Source organism: Anabaena sp. CCY 0017, assembly GCF_963920885.1.
Lineage (GTDB): Bacteria > Cyanobacteriota > Cyanobacteriia > Cyanobacteriales > Nostocaceae > Nodularia.
Genome location: NZ_CAWUDG010000012.1, coordinates 68,397 through 82,928, shown reverse-complemented (window position 1 = coordinate 82,928; position 14,532 = coordinate 68,397). Strand labels below are relative to the sequence as shown.

Below are 14,532 nucleotides of genomic sequence, written 5' to 3'. Positions count from 1 at the left end.
TGTAAAATCTAAAATGAAGGTTTTTCTTGAGTGAGTAACCATCAATTTCTATACGGGGATCGACAAATTACTCACCTTAATCAATGAAGTCTCAAAGTTCAAGATGAACCATAAAAATTATAAAAACAATCAATCAGACCAGAATAAATATAAATGGTAAAATGCACCCAAATAATTAATACTGCGTTCCATCACCCAGATTGTCGCCAATCTACTGGAGTTTCCAAATAATCAGGGAGACGGGTTGTGCGATCGCCTAGCGCTGTTCTAATCTGTTGTAACTGGACGTTTTTCGCCCCAGTCAAAATAGCCCCTTCTAGTTTGACATCACGGAGGTTAGCATCCGATAGGTTAGCTCCCATGAGGTTAGTCCCAGAAAGATTAGCTTGATAAAGGCTAGCCCTATTCAAGTCTGAACCCATAAGATTAGCTCTATCTAAGTCAGCTTCAGCAAAACTGGCTTCGGTGAGGTCAGCAAAAAAGATTTCTGTTTGTTGCAATTTAGCAGCATTCAGGTTAGCCCCATTTAAGTTAGCCCCATTCAGGTTAGCCCCTTGTAAGTTGGCTCCAATGAGACCGGCAAATTGCAGATTGGCTTTACCCAGTTTTGCCCATTGCAAGTTAGCTAAAAACAACTTCGCTCCAGACAGATTAGCAGCTTTTAATGTCGCTTGTTGCAAGTTGGCTTTATAAAGGTTAGCCCCAGACAGGTTAGCAGCACGCAGACTTGCTCCCAAAAGGTTGGCTCCTCGTAAATTAGCCCCAGAAAGGTTAGCATGATTCATGTTTGCCCAACAGAAGTTGGCTCGATTCAGGTTCGCTTTCATCAGGTTGGCTCCATGAAGAATAGAACCAGCTAGTTTCGCACCGTCGAGATTGGCTTCACACAGGTAGGAACCGCGCAAGTCAGCTCCACAAAGGTTAGCGCCACGCAAATCAGCTCTTTCTAGGTTGACTCCCAGCAAATCGGCTCGCCGGATATCAGTATTACGTAAATCCAGTTTTTGATTTTCCCCGTCTAGTAGAGAATTACGCCGTCCGATCACAGTCAGGGCTGCTTGAATATCCTGGCGAATTTTTGGTAATACTTCCCCGGTTTTCGGTTCCTCCTGTGGTGTACGACGCGCCCCATTTTTGTGTCTTCCCAAATATATGGGTTGTAAATATTCCAGCTTTCGTTGCTCGTCTTCTGTTTGAATGGGAGCATTTTCTCGCACAAAAGCAGCGAGGATTTCCATGATTGTCCAGTGTTCTTTGGGAAAATCCTGTGTTACTCGCTCTAAAAGATAAATTGCACCTGTTCGGGTTTCAATTTTTTCATGCCCCAGTTGAGAAATTGCCCCCAGAAAGCGTTCTACAATCAGCTTGTCTTGACTGAGTTGGGAATTTTGGATGCTAATTTCGTTGCTTTTTTCAGCCGCGATCGCATTTTTTTGCATAGCTTCCACACGCTTGGCGGAATAGTAAGCATTAATTAACACTGCAAATCCGAGAAACACTATAGCAGTGGTTGTTAAGGCCTGATTTCTATACTGTATTCGTTGATCAACTGTCAAGTCCTCAAGGTACGACGATGCAAAAACAATCAAAGTCAGTGAAAGCACAAGTATAACCGTTGTAGCTATCAACCAACGCCAGAATTTGTCTGTCTTATAAGCAGACATAGCAGTAATATTCCTCACGACACAGAATTATTACTTAGAGTTTAGGAAAGATTAGTATATCATTTAGCTTATGATTTGAATATGCCCCATAACTGATAATTTTTGAATATATTCCATAAGACGGAAATTAATACTTATTTTATGGATAAGATGGCATCAAATATAACAGTACATTAGTTTATCAGTAAATTAATAGGGCGATCGCCAATCAGGGACTGACAATTAAAAAAATATTCCATTGCTGAGGTAGGCAGGGGAGCAGGGGGGATAAAGAATTAATATGGTCTGATGAAATGGGGCAATTTATTTTCTGGCAATCCCTAAGAGGCCTACGGTGTACACACAAGTATTGTCAAGTTGCCTCATCACGTTTTGATCACCCCTAGCCCCCCTTGAGAAGGGGGGAAAATTTCTTAAAGTCCCCCTTTTTAAGGGGGATTTAGGGGGATCAGATCATTTGTGTGTACACCGTAGCCTAAGAGGCAGGGAGCAGGGAGGGAGACAGTAAATGCAAAGGTCACTAGGACAGCAAAGCGTAAATAAACTAACGAAACGCCTGTGATATGGTAATTAAGAATTACGAACTACGTTAGCGTAGCTCTCCCAAAGGGAGCATTACGAATTACGAATTAGTTAAATTTGGCTTCTCGGAGATTTGCATCTTTGAATATGGCATCGCTAATATTAGCACCCTGTAGATTTGCTAGATAGAGGTTTGCTTGTTGTAGATTAGCACCTCTAAGATTAGCCCCAGAAAGGTTAGCTGCACTAAGAATAGCTCCAGAGAGGTCAGCCCCAGAAAGATTAGCCCCACAGAGGTTAGCTGCGCTAAGAATAGCTCCAGAGAGGTTCGCCTCAGAAAGATTAGCCCCACAGAGGTTAACTTGATAAAGATTTGTTAGTTTTAGGTTCGCTTGATTGAGATTAGCCCCTCTCATATCTGTGTGGCTCAAATCCAATTGTGTCTCTACCTCGTCTTTATCAGCATCTCTTCTCCCAATTACCGTTAGGGCTACTTGAATTTCTGTAGGAATTGTTGATGATGGATTGTTGTTAAACTGATATCGATTTAGACCAGCAGAATAATTTTGCACAAAATACGTGAGAATGCCCATGATTTGCCAATGGTATTGAGGATAACTTTGAGCAAATTGTTCTAATTCATAAATTACTGCCAGTTTGTCCTCAATCTGCTCCTGATTTAGATGTTGTGCAACTTCCACTAAACGTTTTTTTAGTGCCTGAAGTTTTAGATTTTTCGCTTGTTTTTGGGTAACAACTATCCCCAGGATGATTTCTTTTAATGCTATCTGTTTACTTGTGAACTGCTGTTTCAATATTTGATAAGTATTAATAATTGCCATCTATATACAGATAATAATCTTCTGTTGCTATTCATGTATTCTATTGTGCTTGTATATAACACTTTAAACATTAGTAAATTTAATGATTTTTTCTATTTTTGAAAAAACCAAAAAATCACATATAATTTTGTAAATCTCACTAATGTGAAGATAGCTATATATTAATTTTGGTATAAAATAATCTAAGTTGTTTATAGCCATAATAATGGTGCGTTACGGATTTCATCCTAATGCACTACTTTAAGCTTGCCACGCCACTACGATACTTAATTTTTTTTCATAAATCAAACAGGATTCCTATATATTCAAATTTATACAGCCTATGATGAAAGATTTAGTGTTAATTGGTGGCGGACATAGCCATGCCATTGTATTAGAAATGTTTGGACTGAATCCTTTACCCGGAGTCCGTTTGACCTTGATTACCCCCAACTCAGACACACCCTACTCCGGGATGCTACCAGGACACATTGCGGGGTTTTATAGCCATGATGAATGCCATATTGACTTACGAAAATTGGCTAACTTTGCTCAAGCCAAGTTATACATTGATAGAGCAGTTGGACTAGACTTGAACAACCACCAAGTGATTTGTGCTAATCGTCCACCCGTAACCTTTGATGTCTTGTCTGTTGATATTGGCAGCACTCCAGCCACAATATCTGTATCGGGAGCAACAGAATATGCAATTGCGGCTAAACCAGTACCAAAATTATTACAACATTGGTATCAGCTCTTAGAAAATGTCCGCAAAAATCCCCAAAAACCGATAAATATAGGGATTGTAGGTGGTGGTGCTGGTGGTGTGGAGTTAGCGCTGTCAATGCAAACTCATTTACAGGCAATTTTGCAACAATATCAGCAACCAATTCAAAATTTACAAATTCATTTATTTCAACGTCATGAGAAACTGTTGCCGAATTACAATCAATCAGTGCAGAATCAATTTCAGCAGATTTTAACTAAACGTGGTATCAATTTGCATTTAGGGCAAACGGTATCTGAAGTTGCACCACTGTATAACAACAAGAATTCTTCATTAACCAACAGAGAAACGCCAGAAATATTTCAGATTAAATGTGAATCTGGTTTATTGGTAGATTGCCATAAAATTTTTTGGGTGACACAAGCATCTGCACCCCAATGCTTAAAAACCACAGGACTGGCTACTGATGAGTCAGGATTTATTTTGGTGGAAGATACATTACAATCTCGAACTCACCCAGAGGTATTTGCGGCTGGTGACATTGCCACAATGATAAATCATCCGCGTCCTAAAGCTGGGGTGTTTGCTGTGCGCCAAGGTAAACCATTGTTTGAGAATTTACAAAAAACTTTATTAGGTCAGCCACTCAAACCCTACATACCACAGCGACAATATCTCAGTTTAATTGGTACTGGTGACAAACGGGCGATCGCTTCTAAAGGAGCTTTAACTTCACCACCGCATCAATTCTTCTGGTGCTGGAAAGATTGGATTGATCGCCGCTTTATGGCACGCTTTGGGGAGAAGATAGGGGACTAGTTCCTGTATTTTTGGGCAAATTAGCGCCCATAATGGCTTAAATTGTTGATGGTGCGTTGCGCTGCGCGACAACAAACCCTACGCTAGTTAAATTTGTAGAGGCAGATACTAAATGGGGTTTAAATTAGAAAGCATTATTCCTTGGGGACGTTCAATGCTGGAATATATCCAGATGTTTGATTTAACTCCTGACGAACTCAAGTTAAATATACTCGATTGTGCTGGAGGTCCTGCTAGTTTCAATGCAGAAATGAAACTTCAAGGCTACAAAGTTATTTCTTGTGACCCGATTTATCAATTCACCGCCGATGAAATTGCTCAACGCATTCAAGAAACTTATGAAATAGTTATCCAAGGTGTGAAAGCCAATCAAGAATGCTATGTTTGGCAGAATATCCCATCACCGGAAATGATGGGTGAAATTCGGATGTCAGCAATGGGTAAATTTTTAGAAGATTTCCCTAGCGGAATTAATCAAGGGCGTTATCTAAAAGATGAATTACCTGTTTTACCTTTTACAGGAAATCAATTTGATTTAGCTTTGTGTTCTCATTTATTATTTACCTATTCTGAGCAACTTTCAGCAGAGTTTCATTTAGCATCAATTATGGAAATGTGCCGAGTTGCTAAGGAAGTACGCATTTTTCCATTGTTACAATTATCTGGTCAACCATCTCCCTGGCTGCAACCAGTCGTCAATGAATTACAACAAAGGGGATATGCGGTAGAAATCAAACAAGTTGCTTATGAATTTCAGAAAAATGGTAATCAAATGTTATGTGTAAAATTAGATAGTTGAAACTGAGGATTCTTTACACTTGGCTCTGCACTAGACAAAGTTACTCAACATCGGAGTATATTAAATTGGCTGCCACGGGCGTGGTAATATTTTTTGTACTCAGCCTGCGGGAAATATATCAAATTATCCCATGAATCAAATAGTTTGGATTGCAAGACACGCTAACCGCCTCGATTTCGTTAACCCTGATTGGTTTCTCACCGCCCAAAGACGTTACGATCCACCCTTATCTGATGATGGTATAGTGCAAACACAGCAATTAGCGAAACGCTTGCAATCAGAAAAAATTGCTCATATTTTCGCTTCCCCATTTCTGCGAACTGTCCAAACAGCCAACGCCGTTGCAGAAGTTTTAGATTTACCCATTAAACTAGAAACAGGTTTGAGTGAGTGGCTAAATCCAGATTGGATGACAGAAGCACCAGAAAGACTGTCAATTCAAGCCTTAGCAGAATTATTCCCCAGAATTGATACTACCTATACAGCCCGTATCGCTGCTCAATATCCTGAAACTCACGAACAAATACAAGAACGTTCTGGAAACACTGCTATCTGCTTGGCTACCGAATATTCTCCCCAAAATATCTTGCTGGTAGGACATGGTGCATCTGTACTGGGGGCAGCAATGGGGCTAGTAGGAGACATTGCCAAAACAGAAGTCAAGGCTTCTTTATGTTCCTTAGTCAAAGTCGTGCGCCAAGGGCCTGAATGGTTGCTAGAACTAAAGGGAGATACTTCCCATTTGACAGAGATAGAGTCAGTAATTCGATTTGCTTAAGTCCTTGATAAGGACTTTAAATATTTACACTCTCCGGGCTAAAGCCATGAAGATTCTTGGTTCAACGAGTAGGGGCGGGTTTAGAGATATGATTCATGATTAATCAACATATTAGTAAACCCGCCCCTACAACTCAGGTGTTTTCAGCGTCTTTCTTATAACTCGCTCTATCCTGGGTTTACGCTACAGAAAAACTAATTAATTCGCTCATTAAATTGTATGACCTTGTTACTAGCAGGAGATATCGGTGGCACGAAAACTATTTTGCGGTTGGTGGACGCATCAGACTCACTAGAGTTACAGACTATTTGTGAGGAATCTTACCGCAGTGGGGATTTTCCAGATTTAGTCCCGTTAGTGCAGCAGTTTCTGATTAAGGCTAATACGCCGACACCACAAAAAGCTTGTTTTGCGATCGCCGGGCCAGTGGTAGATAATACAGCCAAGCTGACCAATTTAACCTGGTTTCTCGATACCGACCGTTTAAAACAAGAATTGGGCATTGATTCGATGTGCCTAATTAATGACTTTGCGGCTGTGGGTTACGGCATTTTCGGGTTAAGTAAAAAAGATTTGCTGACTTTGCAAGTTGGTAAACACAAATTAGAAGCACCTATTGCCATTATTGGGGCTGGGACTGGCTTAGGACAAGGATTTTTGATTAAACAGGGTAACTACTATCAAGTCTTTCCCTCAGAGGGCGGACACGCTGATTTTGCTCCCCGCAGTGAGTTGGAATTTCAGCTATTGAAATATCTCCTGGATAAACATGATATCCAGCGTGTTTCTGTAGAAAGGGTAGTTTCGGGACAGGGCGTTGTGGCAATTTACCAATTTTTACGAGACAGAAAAATATCGGCCGAATCACCAGAAATCGCCCAAATCGTCAGAACCTGGGAACAAGAAGCCGGACAGCCGGAAAAAAGCGTTGATCCAGGTGCGGTGATTGGTATAGCTGCACTCCAAGGAAGCGATCGCCTGTCAGTACAAACCTTACAATTATTTGTAGATATTTATGGTGCAGAAGCCGGCAATCTTGCCCTAAAATTCTTACCTTACGGGGGCTTATATATTGCTGGTGGGATTGCGCCCAAAATCCAAACCCTGATGCAAAAAGGCAATTTTCTCTTAAACTTCAGCCAAAAAGGTAGGATGCGTCCCCTACTGGAAGACATACCTGTACATATTATTCTCAATCAACAAGTGGGGCTAATTGGTGCAGCTTTAAGTGCAGCTAGGTTATAACAACTAGCATCGGTAATATCTGCATCTGCAATAGCTAGAATTATGACTTTTAAAGTTTTGTTACCACTCATCACCGCCACTGTTATTTGTGGTGGATCTGCCCTAGTAGAAGCAAGTAAACCTCAACGTCCAGTTACTGCTGCTACTGCGGCCAAACCAGTACAGCCACGATGGGGGGTATTCACTGCCCCAGACAGGCGCTTTACTGTTTTGATGCCAGGAAAACCAGAGAGGGATACCCAAATCCAAAAAACCTACATGGGGGAAATTAATTTAGAAATGTTTGTTGCCGAACCCCCAAACCAGGAAGTAGCATACTTAGTTGTTTATAATGATTTTCCTTACAATTACGGTCAAATGACTAGCCCCCAAACCATACTAAATAATGCCAGGGATATGGCTATAAAAACTACACAAAGTAATTTAGTTAGTCAGCGTAACATTTTGAGTTCTAATGGTCATCCTGGCAAGGAAATTGAGTATGTTAACACTGGCGGCAGAATCACGAGAAGCAGAATGTATGTTGCCGACGGTCGTTTGTATCAAGTGATGGCAATTACCAGTAAAAAACAGCAGCCAACTTTAGCTAGAACCATTACCGGGTATTTAAATTCCTTTCATCTGGTTGTGAAAAATTGAGATGAATTAGTTTCAAGCTCAAAAACCTGATGCAGCAGGGTTTATACGCTGTTCAACGTCCGGCCATTGGACTCAGAACTAAACAGTTTGTGAGTAGATTTAGGGAAGATGAGGGGCTTGCCACTGCAATCTTTATGCCCAAAAGAGAATTACAATTTTGGTGATTGATTCCTGTGGCTAGGTATCAATACATTAGGCGATCGCTGTACGGAACTATAGGTAACAGCGATCGCTTCCCTAATGAAAATTCACTCTTGTTTGGGGTTGGTTGGTGCTACTGATTTACTGAAGAGAAACCACCATAGTTCTAGTCCAATTAACCCTAGACCACCGATAGTTACACCAGCTTTCAAGGCTAAAGGTTGGTCTATGGCTTTAAATTCGCTGGTTTCCCCTGACGAATGGGTGGGCATTGCTGCTGATGCAGTTCCTATAGACAAACCGAAAACGGTGAGGCTAGCCCAAAGCAGATTTTTGCTGAACATTGGTTAAATTATTGTACAGTTCCAGAGATCACTTTTGGTTGAAATTTCCGCAATCTCAGGGCATTTGTCACCACAGAGACTGAAGACAAAGCCATTGCAGCGCCGGCGAGAATAGGATTGAGTAACCAGCCAAATAAAGGAAACAAAATTCCCGCAGCTACAGGAATACCGATGACGTTGTAGATAAAGGCAAAGAAGAGGTTTTGGCGGATATTGCGAATGGTCGCCCGGCTGAGTTGAATGGCTGTAACGATTCCCTGTAAGTCTCCAGAAATCAGTGTAATATCACTAGCTGCGATCGCCACATCTGTTCCTGTCCCAATGGCAATTCCCACATCTGCTTGTGCTAGTGCAGGTGCATCATTAATCCCATCACCTACCATAGCTACTACTGTGTGCTGAGTAGGAAGTGCTGAATGCGGGTCTTTTAGCCCAAATTGCAGAGACTGGATCAGTGCGGCTTTTTGGTCGGGGCGCACCTCTGGAAAAACTCGCTGGATGCCGACTTGTTGAGCGATCGCTTCCGCAGTCCTACGATTATCTCCAGTTAACATTACTACTTCTAATCCTAGCTTTTGCAGTATTTTTACTGCTGCTGCTGAGGAAGACTTCAGAGCATCGGCAATCCCCATAACTCCTTGTATATCGCCATCTACAGCAATTAAAACTACTGTTTTTGCCGCAGTTTCCCAGTCATTTTTATACTGTTGGAGAGTGTCAGTATTGATTCCTAGTTCTGACATCCAGCGCTGTGTCCCAATTTGTATCAAGCGGTCTGAAACCACAGCTTGCACACCACTACCTGCAACAGCTGCAAAGTTATTCGCTTCAGTTAAACTCACCTCTTGGGATTGGGCATATTTTACCACAGCCTCAGCTAAGGGATGCTCAGAATTACGTTCTACAGAAGCCGCCAACTGTAACAGTTTCAGTTCGTTGTGATGGGCTGTACCATTGACAGAGACAAAATCTGTCACAGTGGGTTTTCCTTCAGTTAAAGTCCCAGTTTTATCGAGAACAATAGTTTGGATTTTGTGTGCTAGTTCTAAGCTTTGGGCATCTTTAATTAAAATGCCATTTTCCGCCCCTTTACCAGTCCCCACCATAATTGAAGTTGGGGTAGCTAAACCCAAAGCACAAGGACAGGCGATAATTAATACCCCCACCGTTGTCATCATGGCTAGGGTAAAGTTACCCATGAAATTAAACCAAATCACAAAAGTGGCGATCGCGATCGCAATCACAACAGGTACAAACCAGCCTGTAACTTGATCTGCCAATCTTTGAATTGGGGCTTTAGAACCTTGGGCTTGCTGCACGAGTTTAACAATTTGCGCCAAAAACGTATCATTTCCTACTCGTGTCGCCCGAAACTGAAAACTCCCAGTTTTGTTCATCGTCGCCCCAATCACCTCATCCCCTGGCTGCTTCTGCACAGGTAAACTTTCGCCCGTTACCATCGCCTCATCTACCGTAGAAGCACCAGTAATCACCTCACCATCTACCGGAATTTTTTCCCCAGGGCGCACCAAAATCACATCATTAATGGCGACTTCCGTAATGGGAATATCCATTTCCACACCATCACGAATAACTTTGGCATTTTTGGGTTGTAGTCCAATGAGTTTATGAATAGCTTCCGAAGTTTTTCCCTTAGCGCGATGTTCTAACAATCGCCCCAGCAAAATTAAAGCAATCACAATCACCGAAACTTCATAATACACATGAGGTACCAAACCCTGAGCGATCAAAAATTCAGGGAAGAGAGTCACAAACACAGAATAGAGAAATGCTGAACCTGTACCCACAGCTATCAGAGTATCCATCGTTGCTGTACGGTGTTTCAAGGCTTTCCAAGCATTCACGTAAAAACTCCATCCACACCAAAATTGTACAGGTATAGTCAAAACTAACTGCACCCAATTATTATGGAGAAATGCGGGAATAAACGGTACATTTAGCCCAGTCATCATGGGTATGGAACCGACAAACATAATAATCCCGATTACACCCCCCACAATCACCTTGCGGGTAATTTCCCGGTCTTCAGCTAACTTACTGGCTTTCTGGGACTCATCTTCGCCAGCCAGGATGTCTTCTTGAGGTAGATAAGAAGAGTATCCCGCCGCATCGATAGCGGCTTGGATTGTCTTTAAATCAGTGCGTTTTTGGTCATAATTGATGGTAGTCTGTTCAGCACCAAAGTTAACGTTGCAGTCAATTACCCCTGGAACCAAGCGAATTGCTTGATCGATATTATTGGCACAGGAAGCGCAACTCATCCCTCGGAGTTTGAGTGTGAGAGTATCCATACTAAGTAAACCACTTTGACTGATGTAGGTGTGAAGCAGAAGTTACACCAGCTGAAACACATCTGGTTTGCATAATCAGACTCGTGTGGGACTGGGCAAAGATGCCCGCCCATGTTATGCAAGTTCAATGTGGAACAGCTGTTCAGATTTAAGCCACTGGATAGCCAGCCGCCGCTAAAGCATCCTTAATGGCAGTTTCTGACGCTTGAGTATCTACGCTGACAAATTTGGTTTGTGGGTCAGCCTGAATGGTAGCGTTGGCATCAACTGTCTTCACTGCATTGGTAATATTGGTGGCACAAGCAGAACAAGCCATATTGGGAACTGTTAGTTTGAGTGTCATAGATTTACGGTATGGAATAATAGAACGAGCAAAACCAAGCTTGTATCTGCCTAATTGCAGTCTGCAAAGCTAACTCAGCCATCTTGAACAGTGACTAGTTGATGGCTGTAGCGGTGCATCTCCACTGTAGTCACCGATAAAATTTGGCTTTTACTGACTGCTAGCGGAGATTTACCTTATATTCATCCTAAACTCTCTAGCGAACTAGAGAGTCTATCAAAGTTTACAAATATTCAAAACTTAGGGTTTAAGGCCTTGCGCCCCTACCGCTTGGTCTATATTCCAATACCGTTCAGTTAGCGTCAAAAATCTTAAAATGTATAGGTTGGGTTGAGGAACGAAACCCAACATTTCCGGGGGCTTGTTGGGTTTCACTGCGTACCCCTACGGGGAAGCAAGCTACAACCCAACCTACAATTTATCCTTAACTGAACCGTATTTTCTTAAAGTCCCCCTTTTTAAGGGGGATTTAGGGGGATCAGATCACTTGTGTGTACACTGTAGCTGCAAGGAGAGAGGCTTTAAAATTTCCCCCTTCCCTACCAGCGCCGGGGGTTAGGTTTCGCGTTAGCTTTTCCACATAACGGAAAAAGTCAGCTGCTATCTAAGAGTGATAAAATGTGTGAGTTATGAGTTGACCTGAAAATACCTGTAAAGCTGTAGCGGGGCGTTGAGCAGCTTGCTATAAAATCTCAGTTAAATTGTCCCAATTTTCAAGAAAAAAGGCTTGGATAAACCAAGCCCTTATGTATACCAAGCATTTACTACACCAATAATAATTTAATATTTCTATGCCTTTAGTTCATCCTCCTAAAGGATGTGTGAAAATAATCTAAAAGCTGATAAGTCAATCACTTGTTTCATCATAAAAAAAGGTCTGGTAATCAACCAAACCCAATTGTTGCTGTGCTTAACAACGTACTGAATTATAATTTATAACTCCTTTTTTTTTAGTTCATCTTCCTTTAGTTAGTATCCAAATATTATTAAACCTAATATATATAATTTTCAGCGTTGCTGAACTAAAGTATGAAAAAGGCTTGAACAAGAGCCAAGCCTTTATATATACCAGGTGTTTACCATATCTAGCTAATTTATATGCAAACACATATCATTTCATCTGTCTTAAAGTTATGTACAAATTTTCTAAAATGTGATACTAGAACTTTGCTCTAATAGATATCTTAATAGACTTATTTCTTCTGAAAAATAAAACCCTGGCGTTGACTCCAGGGTAGATATATGTTTTTCAGGCATTAATGAACTGAATAATAACATGGCAAATAATTTATTTACCCTACCTATTGATATATTTAAAATAAATCGTCTTTGTGATAGGATGACGAATTCTTTTTTCAATTGACTGAGTAAGGAGATAAATTAAAAACACACAAAATAGGCTTGACTATTAGCCAAGCCTATATATACCAAGAGTTTACCATACCTTGTGAGTCTAATTAACCTCATACTAAATTTCATCTATCTATAGGTTCGGATTTCTATATGTTATGAAACATGAAAAAGCTAGTATTTAATTTTACAACTATAATTGATATCATATAAAAAAGGCTTGGCAGCAAACCAAGCCTTCTTAGAAGTAGAATCTATTAAATTAATTTAGCTATTTAGATAACTGCATTCATCATGCACTAGGAAGTTTACAACTGTACTGAAAGATGATAAGGCTTGAAATAGGAGCATAAAAAAGGTTTAGACTAATGCTAAACCTCCATAGAAAGCAGTTATTTCGACACACCAAAGTTAATTTAAACCTACTGTTGATTAAAGTCATCTTCCTCAAGATTGTGTCCAAATATTTGGTAGTATGATATGGACTTAGTTGGCAGTAGCAACTAAATCAGTCAATATGATCCTGAAAGTTGTCCATCCGTCGCTGCTTTCAACTTGAATTATGCCTTGGAGTTGTTCAACTAACTTCTGCACAATTGATAATCCTAGTCCTGTACCACCTTGATTCCAAATGTCAGCATTGGGGAGGCGATAGAATTTATCGAAAATTCGCGTTAATTCTGCTGTAGGAATTTCTAAGGAATTGCGAATAGTGATGATGGTTTTGGGGGGTATTTCCGAGGGATTATGATCTATACTTAAGATAATTTCACCACCAGATGGGGTATATTTACAGGCATTATTGAGTAATTCTGCTAAAATTCGTTCTAAGCTAGTAGCGTCAGATAATAGCGACGGCAAATTTGCGGGCAGATTTAACTGTAAAGTTTGCTGATGTTCTTGAACCCGGACTTGAAACGGCTCAATTACCCAAGGTAGCCATTGTTCTAATACCAACACATCTGGGGTAAGCATCGGACGGGATTGAGATTCTAAGCGTTGTAAGTCTAGTAAATCATTAATTAGTGCCATTTCGCGATCGCACTCAATTTCCAACATTTCCAAATAGCGCTGATTTTCCTCAGAGGCGATTGACATTTGTAACATTTGAATCATCACCTTCATATTGATCAGAGGCGATCGCAACTCGTGAGATAATAAATTCAGAAACTCATTTTTGAGTTGATTGATTTCTGCTAGTTGGGCTACAAGCTGTTCTTGCTCTACTTGCTTTTGACGCGCCTCTATCGCCTGTTTGCGCTCAGTAATGTCTCGGAAAATTAATACAGCACCCGTAATCCGATCTTGATCATCTTTAAGTGGTGCAGCACTGTCATCAATGGGAATCTCTGCACCATTTCGAGAAATCAGAATCGTTTCTGCTGGTAAACCAACAATATTTCCCCCTTGTAAGACTTTTTTTAACGGACTTTCCACAGGTTCGTGAGTTTCTCCATGAGCAATATTGAATATTTCCGATGAATTTCTCCCACAAGCTTCTTCTATTTTCCAGCCTGTGAGACTTTCAGCCACAGGATTCATAAAAGTTACCAATTCCTCAAAGTCACTAGAAATAACTCCATCGCTGATGCTATTCAGGAGTGTAGACAACCATTTTTGATGTGTTTTTAATTGTTGTTCTAGTTTATGTTTAGTCAGAGCTATTTCAATATTTATTTGTAGCTCTCTTTCTTTAAAAGGTTTTAGTAAATAGCCAAAAGGCTCAGTTATTTTTGCCCTAGCTAAAGTCTTATCATCAGCATAAGCTGTCAGAAAAATTATGGGAATATCCAAATGCTTGTGAATTTCATGAGCCGCTTCTATACCATCTATTTGTCCTTTCAACCTAATATCCATTAGCACTAAATCTGGACAAAACTCTAGACACTTATTAATTGCTTCCAGTCCAGAAGCAGCGACCCCAGAAACTATATACCCAAATTTTTGTAGCCGATTACGTAAATCTTTGGCAACAATAGCTTCATCTTCTACTATGACAATTTTTGTGTTTTTCATTTGTAATCACAA

11 protein-coding genes are annotated in these 14,532 nt (G+C 40.7%); 5 read left to right on the top strand and 6 right to left on the bottom strand.

The window, feature by feature from the left end; genetic code table 11:
• Nucleotides 1-191: 191 nt before the first annotated feature.
• Together ACM0OW_RS15520 and ACM0OW_RS15515 are read right to left on the bottom strand one after the other, a co-directional pair.
• Nucleotides 192-1,664, bottom strand: a complete 1,473-nt coding sequence (locus tag ACM0OW_RS15520; protein ID WP_414551026.1) for a pentapeptide repeat-containing protein — start codon at nucleotides 1,662-1,664, stop codon at nucleotides 192-194.
• A 629-nt stretch (nucleotides 1,665-2,293) separates the two neighbouring features.
• The gene (locus ACM0OW_RS15515; protein ID WP_414551025.1) at nucleotides 2,294-3,028 is read right to left on the bottom strand and encodes a pentapeptide repeat-containing protein; all 735 of its coding nucleotides are present in this window, start codon (nucleotides 3,026-3,028) and stop codon (nucleotides 2,294-2,296) included.
• Nucleotides 3,029-3,350: 322 nt separating this feature from the next.
• On the opposite strand from ACM0OW_RS15515, the gene ACM0OW_RS15510 reads away from it, so the two are divergent.
• The 5 genes from ACM0OW_RS15510 (at nucleotide 3,351) to ACM0OW_RS15490 (ending at nucleotide 8,014) form a co-directional block, all read left to right on the top strand.
• The gene (locus ACM0OW_RS15510; protein WP_414551023.1) at nucleotides 3,351-4,553 is read left to right on the top strand and encodes an FAD-dependent oxidoreductase; all 1,203 of its coding nucleotides are present in this window, start codon (nucleotides 3,351-3,353) and stop codon (nucleotides 4,551-4,553) included.
• A gap of 112 nt (nucleotides 4,554-4,665) precedes the next feature.
• Nucleotides 4,666-5,352 carry an SAM-dependent methyltransferase gene (locus ACM0OW_RS15505; protein WP_414551021.1) on the top strand — a complete coding sequence of 229 codons (687 nt, stop codon included), beginning with the start codon at nucleotides 4,666-4,668 and terminating at the stop codon, nucleotides 5,350-5,352.
• A 130-nt stretch (nucleotides 5,353-5,482) separates the two neighbouring features.
• The gene (locus ACM0OW_RS15500) at nucleotides 5,483-6,130 is read left to right on the top strand and encodes a histidine phosphatase family protein (RefSeq protein ID WP_414551020.1); all 648 of its coding nucleotides are present in this window, start codon (nucleotides 5,483-5,485) and stop codon (nucleotides 6,128-6,130) included.
• A gap of 219 nt (nucleotides 6,131-6,349) precedes the next feature.
• The gene (locus tag ACM0OW_RS15495) at nucleotides 6,350-7,375 is read left to right on the top strand and encodes a glucokinase (protein WP_414551018.1); all 1,026 of its coding nucleotides are present in this window, start codon (nucleotides 6,350-6,352) and stop codon (nucleotides 7,373-7,375) included.
• A gap of 42 nt (nucleotides 7,376-7,417) precedes the next feature.
• Complete coding sequence (locus tag ACM0OW_RS15490; protein ID WP_414551016.1) at nucleotides 7,418-8,014, top strand: hypothetical protein; 597 nt, start codon at nucleotides 7,418-7,420, stop codon at nucleotides 8,012-8,014.
• A 248-nt stretch (nucleotides 8,015-8,262) separates the two neighbouring features.
• On the opposite strand, the gene ACM0OW_RS15485 is transcribed toward ACM0OW_RS15490, so the two are convergent.
• From ACM0OW_RS15485 to ACM0OW_RS15470, 4 genes are all read right to left on the bottom strand, one after another.
• The gene (locus tag ACM0OW_RS15485; RefSeq protein ID WP_414551014.1) at nucleotides 8,263-8,499 is read right to left on the bottom strand and encodes a hypothetical protein; all 237 of its coding nucleotides are present in this window, start codon (nucleotides 8,497-8,499) and stop codon (nucleotides 8,263-8,265) included.
• A gap of 8 nt (nucleotides 8,500-8,507) precedes the next feature.
• A complete protein-coding gene (locus tag ACM0OW_RS15480) occupies nucleotides 8,508-10,811 on the bottom strand; it encodes a heavy metal translocating P-type ATPase (protein WP_414551013.1) in 2,304 nt (767 codons plus the stop codon).
• 148 nt (nucleotides 10,812-10,959) lie between these two features.
• Nucleotides 10,960-11,154 (bottom strand): heavy-metal-associated domain-containing protein, encoded by a 195-nt coding sequence (locus ACM0OW_RS15475; RefSeq protein ID WP_271919606.1) that lies wholly within the window; start codon nucleotides 11,152-11,154, stop codon nucleotides 10,960-10,962.
• 1,836 nt (nucleotides 11,155-12,990) lie between these two features.
• Nucleotides 12,991-14,520: a response regulator gene (locus ACM0OW_RS15470; protein WP_414551010.1), complete on the bottom strand. Its 1,530-nt coding sequence runs from the start codon at nucleotides 14,518-14,520 to the stop codon at nucleotides 12,991-12,993.
• Between the last annotated feature and the right edge of the window lie 12 nt (nucleotides 14,521-14,532).

What these genes read in the sequence shown, in the direction of transcription:
- ACM0OW_RS15520 (WP_414551026.1), bottom strand. Translation starts at nt 1,664, where the DNA reads ATGTCTGCTTATAAGACAGACAAATTCTGGCGTTGGTTGATAGCTACA.
- ACM0OW_RS15515 (WP_414551025.1), bottom strand. Translation starts at nt 3,028, where the DNA reads ATGGCAATTATTAATACTTATCAAATATTGAAACAGCAGTTCACAAGT.
- ACM0OW_RS15510 (WP_414551023.1), top strand. Translation starts at nt 3,351, where the DNA reads ATGATGAAAGATTTAGTGTTAATTGGTGGCGGACATAGCCATGCCATT.
- ACM0OW_RS15505 (WP_414551021.1), top strand. Translation starts at nt 4,666, where the DNA reads ATGGGGTTTAAATTAGAAAGCATTATTCCTTGGGGACGTTCAATGCTG.
- ACM0OW_RS15500 (WP_414551020.1), top strand. Translation starts at nt 5,483, where the DNA reads ATGAATCAAATAGTTTGGATTGCAAGACACGCTAACCGCCTCGATTTC.
- ACM0OW_RS15495 (WP_414551018.1), top strand. Translation starts at nt 6,350, where the DNA reads ATGACCTTGTTACTAGCAGGAGATATCGGTGGCACGAAAACTATTTTG.
- ACM0OW_RS15490 (WP_414551016.1), top strand. Translation starts at nt 7,418, where the DNA reads ATGACTTTTAAAGTTTTGTTACCACTCATCACCGCCACTGTTATTTGT.
- ACM0OW_RS15485 (WP_414551014.1), bottom strand. Translation starts at nt 8,499, where the DNA reads ATGTTCAGCAAAAATCTGCTTTGGGCTAGCCTCACCGTTTTCGGTTTG.
- ACM0OW_RS15480 (WP_414551013.1), bottom strand. Translation starts at nt 10,811, where the DNA reads ATGGATACTCTCACACTCAAACTCCGAGGGATGAGTTGCGCTTCCTGT.
- ACM0OW_RS15475 (WP_271919606.1), bottom strand. Translation starts at nt 11,154, where the DNA reads ATGACACTCAAACTAACAGTTCCCAATATGGCTTGTTCTGCTTGTGCC.
- ACM0OW_RS15470 (WP_414551010.1), bottom strand. Translation starts at nt 14,520, where the DNA reads ATGAAAAACACAAAAATTGTCATAGTAGAAGATGAAGCTATTGTTGCC.